The sequence below is a fragment of the Streptomyces sp. NPDC107528 genome, assembly GCF_055639295.1.
The window spans coordinates 69562-83522 of the sequence record NZ_JBVKAV010000014.1 but is presented as its reverse complement, the minus strand read 5'-3'; the positions used below and the strand labels follow the sequence as shown (position 1 = coordinate 83522).

The following is a 13961-nucleotide window of genomic DNA, read 5'->3' as shown; positions in this document are numbered from 1 at the left end:
TCACCGGGCCTGTGGATAACCTGCCCGAGCCGGTTGGGGTCGCTTGTGGACAAAGGAGGCGTCTTGGGGGGCGCGTGCTCGGGAGCACTCACCTTCAAGAGACCGAAGGAGGGCCGGGGGGCCGAAGAGCCGGAGCCGAAGAAGGGCCGTGGGGGGCGTGACGATGGCCTGGAGGCGGACGAGGTCCCGCTCCAGGCCAATGATCAGCCAATGACTATTTGTCGAACTGCACAGTGGGCTCAGTCGAGCTACACCGTGGGCTTAGACGAATGCGGCTACACGGTCCGCCAAGGAAGCTCCGCCGTGACCCGCGTAGGCCCGCCGACCGGCGAGTCCACCACCAGAATCCCGTCCACCGCGTCGAGCCGCTCCGCCAGCCCGGCCAGCCCCGACCCCCCGGATATGCCGGCACCGCCAATCCCGTTGTCCACGACCTGCAGCATCAGCCGGTTCTCCACCTGCCACACATCCACCGCCGCCCACGTGGCCCGCGCATGCTTGCTGATGTTCTGCAGCAGCTCCGACACCGTGAAGTAGGCGATCCCCTCGATCGCCGGCACCGGCCGCCGCTCCAGATCCACCTGGACCTCCACCGGCACCGTGCACCGCGAGGCCACCGCCGACAGGGCCGCGTCCAGCCCTCGGTCGGTCAGGACCGCCGGATGGATCCCGCGGGCCAGATCCCGCAGCTCCTGCAACGCCGTCTTCACTTCGCCGTGCGCCTCGTCGACCATCCGCGCCGCCGTCTGCGGGTCCTCCGTCAGCTTCTCCTTCGCCAGACCCAGATCCATGGCCAGAGCCACCAGGCGGGCCTGGGCACCGTCGTGCAGGTCGCGCTCGATGCGTCGCAGGTCCGCGGCGGCCGTATCGACGACGACGCCGCGGTCCGACTCCAGCTCCACCACGCGCGTGGCCAGCCGCGACGGCCCGAGCAGGCCGTGCACCAGCAGCCGGTCCACCTGCGTCAACGCCCGCACGATCCACGGCGTGGCCAGCGTGAACAGCAGGCCGACCAGCGCGGTGAGCGTGATCTCGAACGGGTTGTCGAGGTAGAAGTGGTGCGTCTCGTCGCCGTACACCTGAATGCCGTCCTGGCCGACCCACATCGGGAACACCCAGAACCACAGCGGATACGTCAGCATCGCCCAGCCGTACGCCCAGACGTTCACGGCGACGACGAAGGAGAACACCGCCCACGGGAAGTGCAGCACCGCGTACAGCACGCTCCGCCACGACGTCCCGCTCTTCAGTACGGCGCCCATCCACGCCATGAACCCGCGCCTGCGCATCCGCAGCGGCTCCGGGTCGGCCACGTCCAGGTGCAGCAACGCACGCGCGCGTGCCCGCTCCAGCGCGCCGAAGGCCCGGCAGCCGGCGAGCCCCGCAGCCAGCACCGGGATGCCGAGGAACGTCACCAGCAGGCCCGCGCCCAGCGACACCATCGTGATGGCGTAGACGAACAGCATGATGCTGATCGGCAGGCTCAGCAGCACGTACCCGAACTCGCGCCAGCTGCGTGCCTCGAACGGCGCCCGCAGCCCCGCCGGCAGCCGGTGCCGTCGCTCGCCGCCGTGCTCGGGAAGGCCGTGCTCGGGGTAACCGAGCCCGCGCCCGTAGCCCTGTCCGTACTCCGTGGCCATCGGCGTCGTCCGTTCTCCTCGTCCCGTCAGCCCCGCCCCGGGGCTGTGCCGTCGTATCTCCAACCCTGCTGCGCCGCAGGTCCACGGACCATGGAGTCCGTCGGCGTCTTGAACGGGGGGTTTTCCCTACCCCCTGAGCTACCCCTGCCCGGGGACGCGGTCGCGCCAGGGCAGCTCCGCCGTCACGGTCGTAGGACCGCCCCGGGGTGACTCGATGACGAACAGGCCGTCCACGGCGTCCAGCCGGTCGGCGAGACCGCGCATGCCCGTGCCGCCGTCGAGGCGCGCGCCGCCGCGGCCGTCGTCCCACACCTGGATGAGCAGCCGGTCGTCCGAACGCCATACCTCGACCGACGCCGACTTCGCCCCGCTGTGCTTGCTGATGTTCTGCAGCAGTTCGGAGACGGTGAAGTAGGCGATGCCCTCGATGGCCGCGGCCGGTCGGGACGGCAGGTCGGCGGTCACCTTCACCGGCACCGTGCAGCGCGAGGCGACCGCCGACAGGGCCGCATCCAGGCCCCGGTCGGTGAGGACGGCCGGATGAATGCCGCGCGCGAGATCCCGTAGCTCCTGAAGCGCCAGTTTCACCTCACCGTGCGCCTCCGCGACCATCGACGCCGCCCCGTCGGGATCCTCCAGCAGCTTCTCCTTGGCCAGGCCCAGCCCCATGGCCAGGTTGACCAGACGGGCCTGCGCGCCGTCGTGCAGGTCGCGCTCGATGCGCCGCAGGTCGGCCGCGGCCGTGTCCACCACGACCCCCCGGTCCGACTCCAGTTCCGCGATACGGCGTTCCAGTTCGTCGGAGGGCGACAGCAGGCCCCGCACCATCGCCCGGTCCGCGTTCGTCAGGCCCCGCGCGATGAACGGCAGCACCGGCCACAGCACGAACAGCGAGGTCAGCGTGATGACGAAGGTGAGGATGCCCCAGGGCAGGCGGATGAAGTCGTACAGGATCGTGCGCCAGCCGACGGGGTCCTTCAGCGCCAGCCACAGCTGCGGGAAGAAGCCGTCCTTGCCGCCGCGCAACGGCAGCGGACTCGGCTCGTCCACCCGCACCCCGAGCAACGCACGCGCGCGTGAGCGCTCCAGCTTGCCCAACTGCCGCGCACCCACCAGACCGGCGGCGAGCAGTGGGAACCCGATCACCGTCAGCGTCAGCAAGGCACCGGTGAACAGCACTGTCACGACGTAGACGAAGCCGAGCAGCGCCAGCGGAAGGTTCGCCAGGAGGTGCGCGATCTCCTTCCAGGTGTGCCGGTCGTAGGCGAAACGGGCGGGTGGCAGCGGCGGCTGGTCACCGTCGGAACGCCCGGAGGCGTCCCACGAAGGGCTGGGGCTTTCGGTCATATGGGTTAGCGTGCCGCGCGGTGCGCCGCCGCGCCATGAGGCGGACCGCCGAGGTCTTCCGGGGGAAATCCCCACCCCCGCGCCCGAGGCGAGTCTCGACGAGATCTCAAGGTGTGACGGGCTGCTTACGCTGTCTTTAGCAGGGCCTAGACTCCCGTGCGTACAGATCGTCGAACAGCGGTGTTCACGAGACCCCAGGTCGCAGGACACTGGTAGGCAACGAGGTCAGGGAGCGAGGGGCGGACGTGTCGGAACAGACCGTCGTCGTCGCGGCGGATGTGCATTACGTCGTCGTCTCGGCGGACTACTTCCAGTCCTACTCGGTCGTCGGACTGCTGGCCGTCATCGGCGTGCTGTTCGTCGCCGTCGCCTTCGGCGCGGGCCGACTGCTGCGCCCCGTGGTGCCTACGCCCGAGAAGCTCCTGACGTACGAGTGCGGCGTCGACCCCGTCGGCGAGGGCTGGGCGCACACTCAGGTCCGCTACTACGTCTACGCCTTCCTCTACGTGATCTTCGCCATCGACTCGATCTTCCTGTTCCCCTGGGCGACGGTGTTCGCCGACCCGGGCTACGGCGCGACCACCCTCGTCGAGATGTTCATCTTCCTCGGCTTCCTGGCCGTGGGCCTGCTCTACGCATACAAGAAGGGCGTCCTGGCATGGACGTGACGCCAGAAGTGAACTCGCCGGAGCGCGCGGAAGTGGATTCGCCCGAACCCGTTCTGCTCCCGGAGCCGAAGCGGCTGGGCGCGTTGGCCCGCCTCGCCCCGGAGCCGATGAAGGTGATCCTGAACTGGGGCCGCCGCTATTCGCTCTGGGTCTTCAACTTCGGCCTCGCCTGCTGCGCCATCGAGTTCATCGCCGCGTCGATGGCCCGCCACGACTTCATCCGCCTCGGCGTGATCCCCTTCGCGCCCGGCCCCCGGCAGGCCGACCTCATGGTCGTGTCGGGCACGGTCACGGACAAGATGGCCCCGGCCGTGAAGCGCCTGTACGAACAGATGCCCGAGCCGAAGTACGTCATCTCGTTCGGCGCCTGCTCGAACTGCGGCGGCCCGTACTGGGACTCCTACTCCGTCACCAAGGGCGTCGACCAGATCATCCCGGTGGACGTGTACGTCCCCGGCTGCCCGCCCCGCCCCGAAGCACTGCTCCAGGGCATCCTGAAGCTCCAGGAGAAGATCGCGCGGGAGTCGCTGGGGGAGCGGTACGGCACCGGGGCCCGGCCGTCCACGGCGGCGTTGCAGAGCGGGCTGGTGCGCGGGCCGAAGGCGCCCGATGCCGGCGGAACGAGTGCCGACGGTGCGGGTGCCGACGGCGCGGGGGAGGCCGACCGATGACGACGATCGGCTGGCTGCCCGCCCCAGTCGAGGACCTCTTCGGACCCGATGCCACGGCCGAGGAGTCCTACGAGGTCCTGACGGTCGACGTCCCCCCGACATCCTGGATCCCCGCACTTGAAGCGGCCCGCGGCGAGCTGGGCTGCACCTACTTCGACTGGCTGAGCGCGGTCGACGAACCCGGCACCGGCTTCCGCGTCGCCGCCCACGTCGCCGCCCTGTCTCCGGTACGGCGCCTGCTGGTCCGCACGACGGTCCCGCACGAGGCACCGACGCTGCCCTCCGCGATCGGCGTCTACGCGGGCGCGGCCTGGCACGAACGCGAGACGCACGAAATGTTCGGCGTGGCCTTCACCGACCACCCTGCCCTCGACCACCTGCTCCTCCCGGAGAACTTCGAGGGCCACCCCCTCCGCAAGGACTTCGTCCTGGCCGCCCGCGTCGCCAAGGCCTGGCCCGGCGCCAAGGAACCCGGCGAGTCCGAACACGGCGGCCCGAAACGCCGACAGATGCTGCCCCCCGGCGTCCCCGACCCGAACGAATGGGGCCCCCTGAAGGGCCAACTCCCCCCTGCCCCCGCCCGCCCGGCCCGCGGCACGGCACGCACAGCAGGGGAACGGCCGCCCCGCGCTACGGGCGAACGACCGGTCCGACGCACGCGCACGTCGGCGGAGGGTTCGTCGAGCCAGGCGGAGACGCCGAGTGTGGGCGGGGCTCCGGCGGGGGCTCCTGCCGCGGGTGCGGCGCGGCGGTCGCGTACGTCGGCGGAGGGTTCGTCGAGCCAGGCGGAGACGCCGAGTGTGGGCGGGGCTCCGGCGGGGGCTCCTGCCGCGGGTGCGGCGCGGCGTGCCCGTACCGCCGCGGAGGGTTCGGCGAGCCAGGCGGAGACGCCGAGTGTGGGTGGGGATCCGGCGGGGGCTCCTGCCGCGGGTGCGGCGCGGCGTGCCCGTACGGCCGCGGAGGGTTTGGCCAGCCAGACGGAAGCCTCGGCTGGTGCCGCGCCCGCAACGGGCCCGGCCCGGCGTACGCGTACGGCAGCCGAAGGGTCGGTCAGTCAGCAGGACGCCGCTTCGCCGGCCGAGACATCCGCCGGTGAGCCGGTCGCTACGGAATCCGAGAACTCGCCGGAGACGGGCGGATCACCGGCAGCCACCGGAACGCCGCCGACCACGTCCGGAACGCCGCCGACCACGTCCGGAACGCCGCCGACCACGTCCGGCACGCCAACCGCCGCGCGCCGCACCCGGAGCGCAGGCGAGGGCTCGGCGAGCCAGCGGGCGGCCCAGACGTCGACGGACGCGACGACCGAAGGAGCGGCGGCCGCGTCGAACTCCCGCAGCTTGGACGCCCCCTGGCACCACGCCCGCCCGGCCTTCGACGAACCGGCACTCAAGCAGCAGCCCGAGGCCGAGCGGCAGCCCGAGCCGGGGCCGGGGCCGGAGCCGGAGCCGGAGCCGGAGAGTGTGGCAGAGCCCGCATCGGAGTCGACGAGCGTGGCCCAGCCCGCGCCGGAGTCGATGAGCGAGGCCGAGCCGCAGACCGAGGCCGAGGCCCAGACCGAGGCCAAGTCACCGTCGCAGACCCCGGCGAAGCCCAGCCCGTCCGACCCCGCAGCCACGCCCGCGCCCGAAGGTGCCGAAGACTCCACCAACGAAAACCCGGACCACCCGGACGACCCGGACCGCCCGGACGACCCGGACCGCCCGGACGACCCAGACCGCCCGGACCGCACAGACCCTTCAGGAGGCCCGCAGTGAACGACGCGCTCGACGTCACCCTGCGACTCCTGATCGTCTTCGTCGTCTTCCTCACCTTCCCCCTGCTCATCGGCCAGACCGAGCACAAGGTGATGGCCCACATGCAGGGCCGCCTCGGCCCGATGTACGCCGGCGGCTTCCACGGCTGGGCCCAACTCGTCGCCGACGGTGTGAAGTTCGCGCAGAAGGAGGACGTCGTCCCGGCGGGCGCGGACCGCCGGATCTTCCAGCTCGCCCCCGCAGTGGCTCTCCTCCCGTACCTGCTCGTCCTCCTCGCCATCCCCATCGGCCCGGGAGAGGGCGCGGTCGGCGAGGTCATCGACGCGGGCATCTTCTTCGTCCTGGCGGTCATGGGCGTAGGAGTCCTCGGCTCACTCATGGCCGGCTGGGCCTCCGCCAACAAGTTCTCCCTCCTCGGCGGCCTCCGCACCGCCGCTCAGCTCCTCGCCTACGAACTCCCGATGCTGCTCACCGCCGCCTCCGTGGCGATGGCTGCCGGGACCGTCTCCCTCCCTGGCATCCTCGACGCCTTCGAGTGGTGGTGGCTGCCCTGGCAGATCGTCGGCGCGATTGTCTTCTTCGTCGCCGGACTGGCCGAGCTGCAGCGACCGCCCTTCGACATGCCCGTCGCCGACTCGGAGATCATCTTCGGCGCCTACACCGAGTACACCGGCCTCCGTTTCGCTCTGTTCCTCCTCGCCGAGTACGCCGGGATCGTCGTTTTGTGCGGCCTGACCACCGTCCTCTTCCTGGGCGGTTGGCACGGCCCCTGGGGTGCCGACGGCCTCGGCTGGGTCTGGACCCTGCTGAAGACGGCCGTCCTCGCCTTCATCGTGATCTGGCTCCGCGTCACCTACCCCCGCCTGCGCGAGGACCAGCTCCAGAAGCTCTCCTGGACCCTCCTCGTCCCCCTCTCCCTCGCCCAGATCGCCCTCACCGGCATCGTCAAGGTGGTGATCCAGTAACCATGGCCCCCATTCCTGGCAGTGGCCTGGCCAAGGGCCTGGCCGTCACCCTCCGCACGATGACGAAGAAGTCCGTCACCGCGCAGTACCCGGACACCCAGCCCGACCTCCCGCCCCGCACCCGTGGCGTGATCGGCCTGTTCGAGGAGAACTGCACGGTCTGCATGCTCTGTGCCCGCGAGTGCCCGGACTGGTGCATCTACATCGACTCCCACAAGGAGACGGTCCCGGCGGCGACCCCGGGCGGCCGGGAACGCAGCCGCAACGTCCTCGACCGCTTCGCCATCGACTTCTCCCTGTGCATGTACTGCGGTATCTGCATCGAGGTCTGTCCTTTCGACGCCCTGTTCTGGTCCCCGGAGTTCGAGTACGCCGAGACCGACATCCGCGAGCTCACCCACGAGCGCGACAAGCTCCGCGAGTGGATGTGGACCGTCCCGGCCCCGCCCGCCCTCGACCCCGGCGCGGAGGAGCCCAAGGAGATCGCCGCCGCCCGCAAGACCGCTGAGAAGCTGGCGGCCGCGCAGGCTGCGGAGGCCGAACCGACCGAACCGACCGAACCGACCGAACCGACCGGGCCGCAGGGGGGTGAGTCGTGACGTCCACCCCTGCCGCGCTGACCCTGGCCGCCGACACGCACGGCTTCCTCTCCCCGACCGGCGTCGAGATCGTTTTCCTCCTGGTGGGCCTGGTCACCTTCGGCGCCGCCCTCGTCACCGTCACCACCCGGCAGCTGGTGCACGCCGCCCTGTGGCTGGTGGTCACGCTCGGCGGCCTCGCCGTCGAGTACCTCCTGCTCACCGCCGAGTTCATCGCCTGGGTGCAGGTCCTCATCTACGTCGGCTCCGTCGTCGTCCTCCTCCTGTTCGGACTGATGCTCACCAGAGCCCCCATCGGCCGCTCCCCGGACGCCGACTCCGGCAACCGCTGGGCCGCCCTCACCGTGGCCGTCGCTGCCGCAGCCACCCTGATCTGGGTGATCGTCGACGCCTTCCGCGCGACCTGGATCGACCTGGACGGCCCCGCCGCCGGCTCCACCAAGGCCATCGGCGAAAGCCTCTTCCAGAACTGGGTCCTCCCCTTCGAGGCCCTCTCCGTCCTTCTCCTCGCCGCGCTGGTCGGGGCGATCGTGCTGTCCCGCAAGGCGAAGGCGGAGTCGGGCTCTCCCTCTGTGAACTCCCGAGCCGTGACCGGTGGTTCCCCAGCCGTCCCGGATTCCCGTAATCACCCGGTCGGGCGAAAGAAGCCGGTCGCGGGAACCGATCAGGCCGAGGGAACCGATCCGGCCGAGCAGGAAGGCGCCCGCTGATGCACCTCGCCTATCCCGCTGTACTCTCCGCGCTCCTCTTCTGCACCGGCCTGTACGGCGTGCTCGCCCGCCGCAACGCGATCCTGGTCCTGATGTCGGTCGAGCTGATGCTCAACGCCGTCAACCTCAACCTGGTCGCCTTCGACGTCTGGCTCAGCAAGGCCGCCGCGGACACCCTGCACTCCGGCCAGGCCCTGACCCTGTTCACGATCACCATCGCCGCCGCCGAGATCGGCATCGGCCTGGCGATCGTCCTCGCCGTCCACCGCAACCGCGGCACCGCGGACATCGACAAGCTCCGCGACACCGCCGAGAGCCACGACACCGATGGCCCCGACCGCGACGCCTCCACGGCCCCGCAGGCCGAGAAGGCTGAGGCCACCGCGTGAGCACGACCACCCTCGCCGCCCTCGTTCCCCTCCTCCCCTTCCTCGGCGCCGCGGCCGGCCTGCTCCTGGGCCGCACCGCGCCCGGCTTCGTCCGCCCGCTCGCCGTTCTGCCGACGCTGGCGTCCCTCGTCCTCGCCGCGGTGGTCGCCGTGCGCCAGGGCGGAGACCAGGCGATCAGCGCCGCCACCGAGCTCACACCCACCGGCTCGGTCCCGATCGAACTCGCCCTGTACATCGACGGCTTCGCCGCCCTCGTCGCCGTACTCGTCGGCGTCGTCGCCACCTGTGTGCAGATCTACTCCACGGGCTACCTGCGCGAGGACCCGCGCTACCCGTCGTACGCCGCTCTCGTCTCCCTGTTCACCTCGGCGATGCTGCTCGTCGTCTACTCCGGCGACCTGATGGTGCTGCTGGTCGGCTGGGAGATCATGGGCATCTGCTCGTACTTCCTCGTCGGCCACTACTGGGAGACCCCGGAGGCCCGCGCCGCCTCCATCAAGGCGTTCCTGGTGACCAAGCTCGGTGACGTCCCCTTCCTCATCGGCCTGTTCGCGCTGGCCACCGACGCCGGGTCGTTCCGCATCACGAAGATCCTCGGCACCGTCGCGAGCGGTGGCCTCGACCACCCGACACTGATCGCCCTTCTGCTCCTCGCGGGCGTGGCGGGCAAGTCGGCGCAGTTCCCGCTGCACACCTGGCTCCCCGATGCCATGGCGGGCCCGACTCCCGTCTCCGCGCTGATCCACGCCGCGACGATGGTCGCCGCCGGTGTCTACTTCGTCGCCCGTCTCCTCCCGGTCTTCGAGGCCTCCCAGGTCGCGATGATCGTCCTCGCCGTCATGGCCGCCGTCACGATGGTCGGCTCGGGTATCGCCGCGCTCGCCCAGGACGACATCAAACGCGTCCTCGCCTACTCGACGATCGGTCAGCTCGGTTACATGACCGGCGCCCTCGCCGTCGCCGACCGCGGTGCCGCCGTCTTCCACCTCCTCTCCCACGGCGCCTTCAAGGCGCTGCTGTTCCTCGCGGCCGGCGTGATCATCCACGCCGCCGGCACCAACTCGCTGGCTGCCATGTCGCGCATGACCCACCTGCGCAACCGCGTCCCGGACGCCTTCTGGACGATGACCGTCGCGCTCCTCGCGCTCGCCGCGATCCCGCCGTTCAGCGGCTTCTTCTCCAAGGAGCCCGTCCTCGGCGCCGCCGAGCACGTCGCCACCGGCCACACCGAGCACGCCCCCGGTGCCGCAGGCTGGCTCATCCTCGTGTCCGGCCTGCTCGCGGCCCTGCTCACCGCCGCATATGCGACGCGCCTGTGGCTGCTGGCCTTCTGCGGCCGCGGCGCCGAGGCCCCCGACCACGGCAGGCAGCCGCTGACGATGACCGTGGTGCTGTGGGTGCTCGCCGTCCCGTCCCTCGCCGTCGGCGCGTTCGCCTACCGCGAGCTCCCCGACTGGTTCGACGGCAGCGACCTCGCCCCGACGCTCACCACCTCAGTCCTCGGCACGGGCGTGGCCCTCGTCGGCGGCATCGTCACCTACGCGGCCTGGCGCCACCTCGCGGCCGTCGCGGCACGCGTCCCGCTGGGTGCGGTCGCGGCCCACCCCGAGGGTGATGCCGCCCAGGTCGAGGCGGAGGCCATCGCCAGCCACGCGCCCGTGTACGGAGGAGTGGCGTACGCGCCCGACCCGGCGGACCCGGGCCGGCTGCTGCTCGGCCCGCTGCACCGCCATGCCGCCGTCGGCTTCCACCTCGACGCGGTGTATCGGGCCCTGTTTGTCCGCCCGGTCCAGGCCGGCGCGAGTCTCGTCCGGTTCCTCGACCGCGAGGTCGTCGACACCTACGTGCGTGGCGCGGGTGCTCTACCCCGCTGGCTCGGCATCGCCGTACGGCGCGCCCAGACCGGCAATGTGCAGACCTATGTGAGCGCCCTGCTCGCCGGCACCGTCGTCCTGGCGGTCGCCGCCGTCCTCGTCGCCGCGGGAGCGTGAGCAGGCGTGATCGATATCAACGAGTCCGTGATGCAGGTCCTTCTGGCGTTCATCGTCGTCGGCCCGCTCCTCGGTGCGGCTGCCGCTCTCCTGCCCGCCCCGCCCGGGCTGAAGGGGAAATCACCGGACCAGGCCGTACTCCGGCACGGTGTCACCGTCACCGGCGCGGTCCTCATCGCCGCGATCGTCCTCGTGCTCGGCTTCGACCACGACCAGCCGTCGAAGATGCAGGCCAGCACGGACATCAGCTGGATCCCCGCACTCGACGTGCGCATCCACCTCGGCGTCGACGGCATCTCCCTCCCCCTTCTGGCCCTGACCGCGCTGCTGACCTTCCTCTGCGCTCTCTACTCGTACTTCAAGATGCCCTCGGGCCCGACCCCGAAGGCCTTCGTCGCACTGGTGCTCGTCCTGGAGTCCGGCACTCTCGCCACCTTCGCCGTCCTCGACCTGCTGCTCTTCTTCCTCGCCTTCGAGATGGTCCTGATCCCGATGTACTTCCTCATCGCCCGCTGGGGCGGCGAGGGCCGGGCCGCGGCCGCCTGGAAGTTCATCCTCTACACGCTGCTCGGCTCCGTGGTCATGCTGCTCGGCCTGCTCCTGATCGGAATCAAGGCGGGCACGTTCGACATGGTGGCACTCGCCACTGACAACGGCCGGTCCCTGACCGCATCCGTGCAGGTCATCGCCGTTTTGTCGATCGGCATCGGGCTCGCGGTCAAGACGCCGATGTGGCCCTTGCACAGCTGGCTGCCCGATGCTCACACCGCCGCCCCGACCGTCGGCTCGGTCCTGCTGGCCGGCGTTCTACTGAAGATGGGAACGTACGGGTTCGTCCGGATTCTCCTGCCGATCACCCCCGACGGATTCGCCGACTTCGCGCCCTACCTCGCCGCCTTCGCCGTCGTCGGGATCATCTACGGATCCCTGGCCTGCCTCGCCCTCGCCAAGCGGGGCGCGAAGGGCGACCTCAAGCGCCTCATCGCCTACTCCTCCGTCGGTCACATGGGCTTCGTCCTGCTCGGCATCGCCACGATGACCCCGACCGGCGTGAACGGCGCCCTGTTCGCCAACATCGCCCACGGTCTCATCACCGGCCTGCTGTTCTTCCTGGTCGGCGCGCTGAAGGACCGTACGGGGACCACCGACCTCGACACCCTCGCCGACAAGACCGGCGCGGCCCTCTACGCCAAGACGCCCCGTCTCGGCGGCCTGCTCGCCTTCGCCGCGGTCGCTTCGCTCGGGCTGCCGGGCCTCGCCGGGTTCTGGGGCGAGATGCTCGCGCTGTTCGGCGCGTTCGAGCCCGCCGCCCAGCTCAGCCGGCCGGCCTTCCTGACCTTCATGGCGATCGGCGCCTTCGGCACCCTGCTCACGGCCGCGTACCTGCTCGTCGTGGTCCGCCGCGTCTGCATGGGTGCCGCGTCGCAGGAAGCCCCGAAGCTCGCCGACGTCCAGAGCTACGAGTTCGCGGCCTGGACCCCGCTCGTCGCCCTCACCGTCGTCACCGGACTGTGGCCGAAGACCCTTCTCGGCCTGACCGACCCGGCCGTGCAGCAGCTCCTCGCAGGAGGCACCCGATGAGCTCCCTGGCCCAGCCCCTGGCCGAGTCGGTGGTCCAGCCCGTCGACTGGCTCGCCATCGCGCCGCCCACCATCGCTGCGCTCGTGGGACTCGTGGTCCTCGTCGCCGACCTGTTCGTGGCGGAGAACAAGAAGGCCCTGCTCGGTTGGACGTCCGTGGCCGGCCTGGCCGCCTCCATGGTCCTGCTGCTGCCTCTCCTGGACGGCGACCGCTCCACCTTCTGCCTGACCGGCGACGCCGCGGTCTGCAGCTATACGGCCGACCGCTTCACCCTCGCGATCCAGTTCCTGGTACTCGGCGGCGCACTCCTCGCGGCGCTCCTGTCGGTCACCGCTCTCAAGGACGCCGACAAGAACCTCCCCGAAGGGGAGTACTGGTTCCTGCTGCTCTCCTCCGCCGCCGGAGCCGCCCTGCTGCCCGCCTCCCGGGACCTGGCGACCCTCATCGTCGCGCTCGAAGTCGCCTCGCTCCCCGCCTTCGCGCTGGTCGGCCTCCGCTTCGGTGACCGCAAGTCCTCCGAAGCGGCCCTGAAGTTCTTCCTGTCCTCGGTCACCGCGACCGCGGTCAGCCTCATGGGCATCAGCTTCGTGTACGCCTCCACCGGCACCCTGTACCTCACGCAGATCGCCGACCGGATCCAGAACGTCGACGGACAGCTCCAGACCCTCGTCCAGACGGGAGTCGTCCTCACTCTGGTCGGCTTCGCCTTCAAGACGGCCGCCGTCCCGTTCCATTTCTGGGTGCCGGACACCTACGTAGGAGCGCCCCTACCGGTCGCCGCCTACTTGTCGGTCGTCGGCAAGGCGGTCGGCTTCACCGGCCTGATCCTCGTCACGGTCATCGCCCTGCCGTCGTACGCCGCCGTCTGGGGACCGGCCCTCGCCGCGCTGGCCGCCCTCACCATGACCGTCGGCAATGTCGGAGCCCTGCGGCAGCAGGCCACGCGCGCGTACAGCGCGGTACGCCTGCTCGCGTGGTCCTCCGTCGGCCAGGCGGGCTACCTCCTGGTGCCGATCGCCGCTGCCGCGTACTCCGACGACGGCGAGCGCGCCATCGGCTCCACCGTCGCCTACGCCCTCATGTACGCCGCCGCGAACCTGGGCGCCTTCGCAGTGGCCGCCCTGGTGGGCCGCACGAAGTCCCTGAACCGCATCAGCGACTACCGCGGTCTGTACGCACACAATCCCCTGACCGCCCTGCTCCTGGCCTTCTTCCTGCTCTGCCTTGCCGGACTCCCGCCGGGCATCATCGGTCTCTTCGCCAAGGTCACGGTCTTCTCCGCCGCCGTCGACGCGGGCCTGGGCTGGCTGGCCGTGGTCATGGCGGTCAACGTCGTGATCGCGCTGTTCTACTACCTCCAGTGGACGGCCCTGCTGTTCCGCGCTCCAGAGGGGGAGGCCGCGAGGCACATCCTCCCCGCGCCGCTCACGGCCGCGGTGGCCCTCACCGGTGTCGTCGGCATCGCCCTGTCCGGAGCCCCCCAGCTGATCCTGCGCTTCGCCGACACCGGGCTCTTCTGAGCCTCTGGCCCACTTCCTGTACGCGCGCGTGGAGCATCGACCTCCACGCGCGCGTAGCCGCACGTCGGCGCCTTCACCCGGACGGCCCACGCCTGCCGCCCGGCTCACCAGGGAACCCGTGGC

General features: G+C 70.8%; 12 protein-coding genes. 10 read left to right on the top strand and 2 right to left on the bottom strand.

What is annotated here, in order from left to right:
* Positions 1–275: 275 nt before the first annotated feature.
* Positions 276–1640 carry a sensor histidine kinase gene (locus ACZ7L5_RS37465; protein ID WP_471522670.1) on the bottom strand — a complete coding sequence of 455 codons (1365 nt, stop codon included), beginning with the start codon at positions 1638–1640 and terminating at the stop codon, positions 276–278.
* Positions 1641–1778: 138 nt separating this feature from the next.
* Positions 1779–2987: a sensor histidine kinase gene (locus tag ACZ7L5_RS37460; protein WP_363038055.1), complete on the bottom strand. Its 1209-nt coding sequence runs from the start codon at positions 2985–2987 to the stop codon at positions 1779–1781.
* 245 nt (positions 2988–3232) lie between these two features.
* On the opposite strand from ACZ7L5_RS37460, the gene ACZ7L5_RS37455 reads away from it, so the two are divergent.
* The 10 genes from ACZ7L5_RS37455 to ACZ7L5_RS37410 are packed head-to-tail and all read left to right on the top strand — an operon-like array spanning position 3233 to position 13838.
* Complete coding sequence (locus ACZ7L5_RS37455; RefSeq protein ID WP_328424719.1) at positions 3233–3655, top strand: NADH-quinone oxidoreductase subunit A; 423 nt, start codon at positions 3233–3235, stop codon at positions 3653–3655.
* On the top strand, positions 3646–4326 hold the full coding sequence (locus tag ACZ7L5_RS37450) for an NADH-quinone oxidoreductase subunit B (RefSeq protein ID WP_471522668.1): 681 nt from the start codon (positions 3646–3648) through the stop codon (positions 4324–4326). The genes ACZ7L5_RS37455 and ACZ7L5_RS37450 overlap by 10 nt, the downstream gene beginning before the upstream one ends.
* Positions 4323–6083, top strand: a complete 1761-nt coding sequence (locus tag ACZ7L5_RS37445; RefSeq protein WP_471522666.1) for an NADH-quinone oxidoreductase subunit C — start codon at positions 4323–4325, stop codon at positions 6081–6083. Before ACZ7L5_RS37450 ends, ACZ7L5_RS37445 begins: the two co-directional genes overlap by 4 nt.
* Positions 6080–7048 carry a complex I subunit 1/NuoH family protein gene (locus tag ACZ7L5_RS37440; protein ID WP_328879960.1) on the top strand — a complete coding sequence of 323 codons (969 nt, stop codon included), beginning with the start codon at positions 6080–6082 and terminating at the stop codon, positions 7046–7048. Before ACZ7L5_RS37445 ends, ACZ7L5_RS37440 begins: the two co-directional genes overlap by 4 nt.
* A 2-nt stretch (positions 7049–7050) precedes the next feature.
* A complete protein-coding gene (locus ACZ7L5_RS37435; protein ID WP_471522664.1) occupies positions 7051–7647 on the top strand; it encodes a NuoI/complex I 23 kDa subunit family protein in 597 nt (198 codons plus the stop codon).
* Positions 7648–7664: 17 nt separating this feature from the next.
* A complete protein-coding gene (locus ACZ7L5_RS37430; RefSeq protein ID WP_471522938.1) occupies positions 7665–8357 on the top strand; it encodes an NADH-quinone oxidoreductase subunit J family protein in 693 nt (230 codons plus the stop codon).
* Positions 8357–8746 (top strand): NADH-quinone oxidoreductase subunit NuoK, encoded by a 390-nt coding sequence (nuoK, locus tag ACZ7L5_RS37425; RefSeq protein ID WP_363038047.1) that lies wholly within the window; start codon positions 8357–8359, stop codon positions 8744–8746. Before ACZ7L5_RS37430 ends, nuoK begins: the two co-directional genes overlap by 1 nt.
* Complete coding sequence (locus ACZ7L5_RS37420) at positions 8743–10737, top strand: NADH-quinone oxidoreductase subunit 5 family protein (protein ID WP_471522662.1); 1995 nt, start codon at positions 8743–8745, stop codon at positions 10735–10737. Before nuoK ends, ACZ7L5_RS37420 begins: the two co-directional genes overlap by 4 nt.
* Before the next feature lie 6 nt (positions 10738–10743).
* Positions 10744–12318 carry a complex I subunit 4 family protein gene (locus tag ACZ7L5_RS37415; protein ID WP_471522660.1) on the top strand — a complete coding sequence of 525 codons (1575 nt, stop codon included), beginning with the start codon at positions 10744–10746 and terminating at the stop codon, positions 12316–12318.
* A complete protein-coding gene (locus tag ACZ7L5_RS37410) occupies positions 12315–13838 on the top strand; it encodes an NADH-quinone oxidoreductase subunit N (protein WP_471522658.1) in 1524 nt (507 codons plus the stop codon). Before ACZ7L5_RS37415 ends, ACZ7L5_RS37410 begins: the two co-directional genes overlap by 4 nt.
* Positions 13839–13961: the final 123 nt, after the last annotated feature.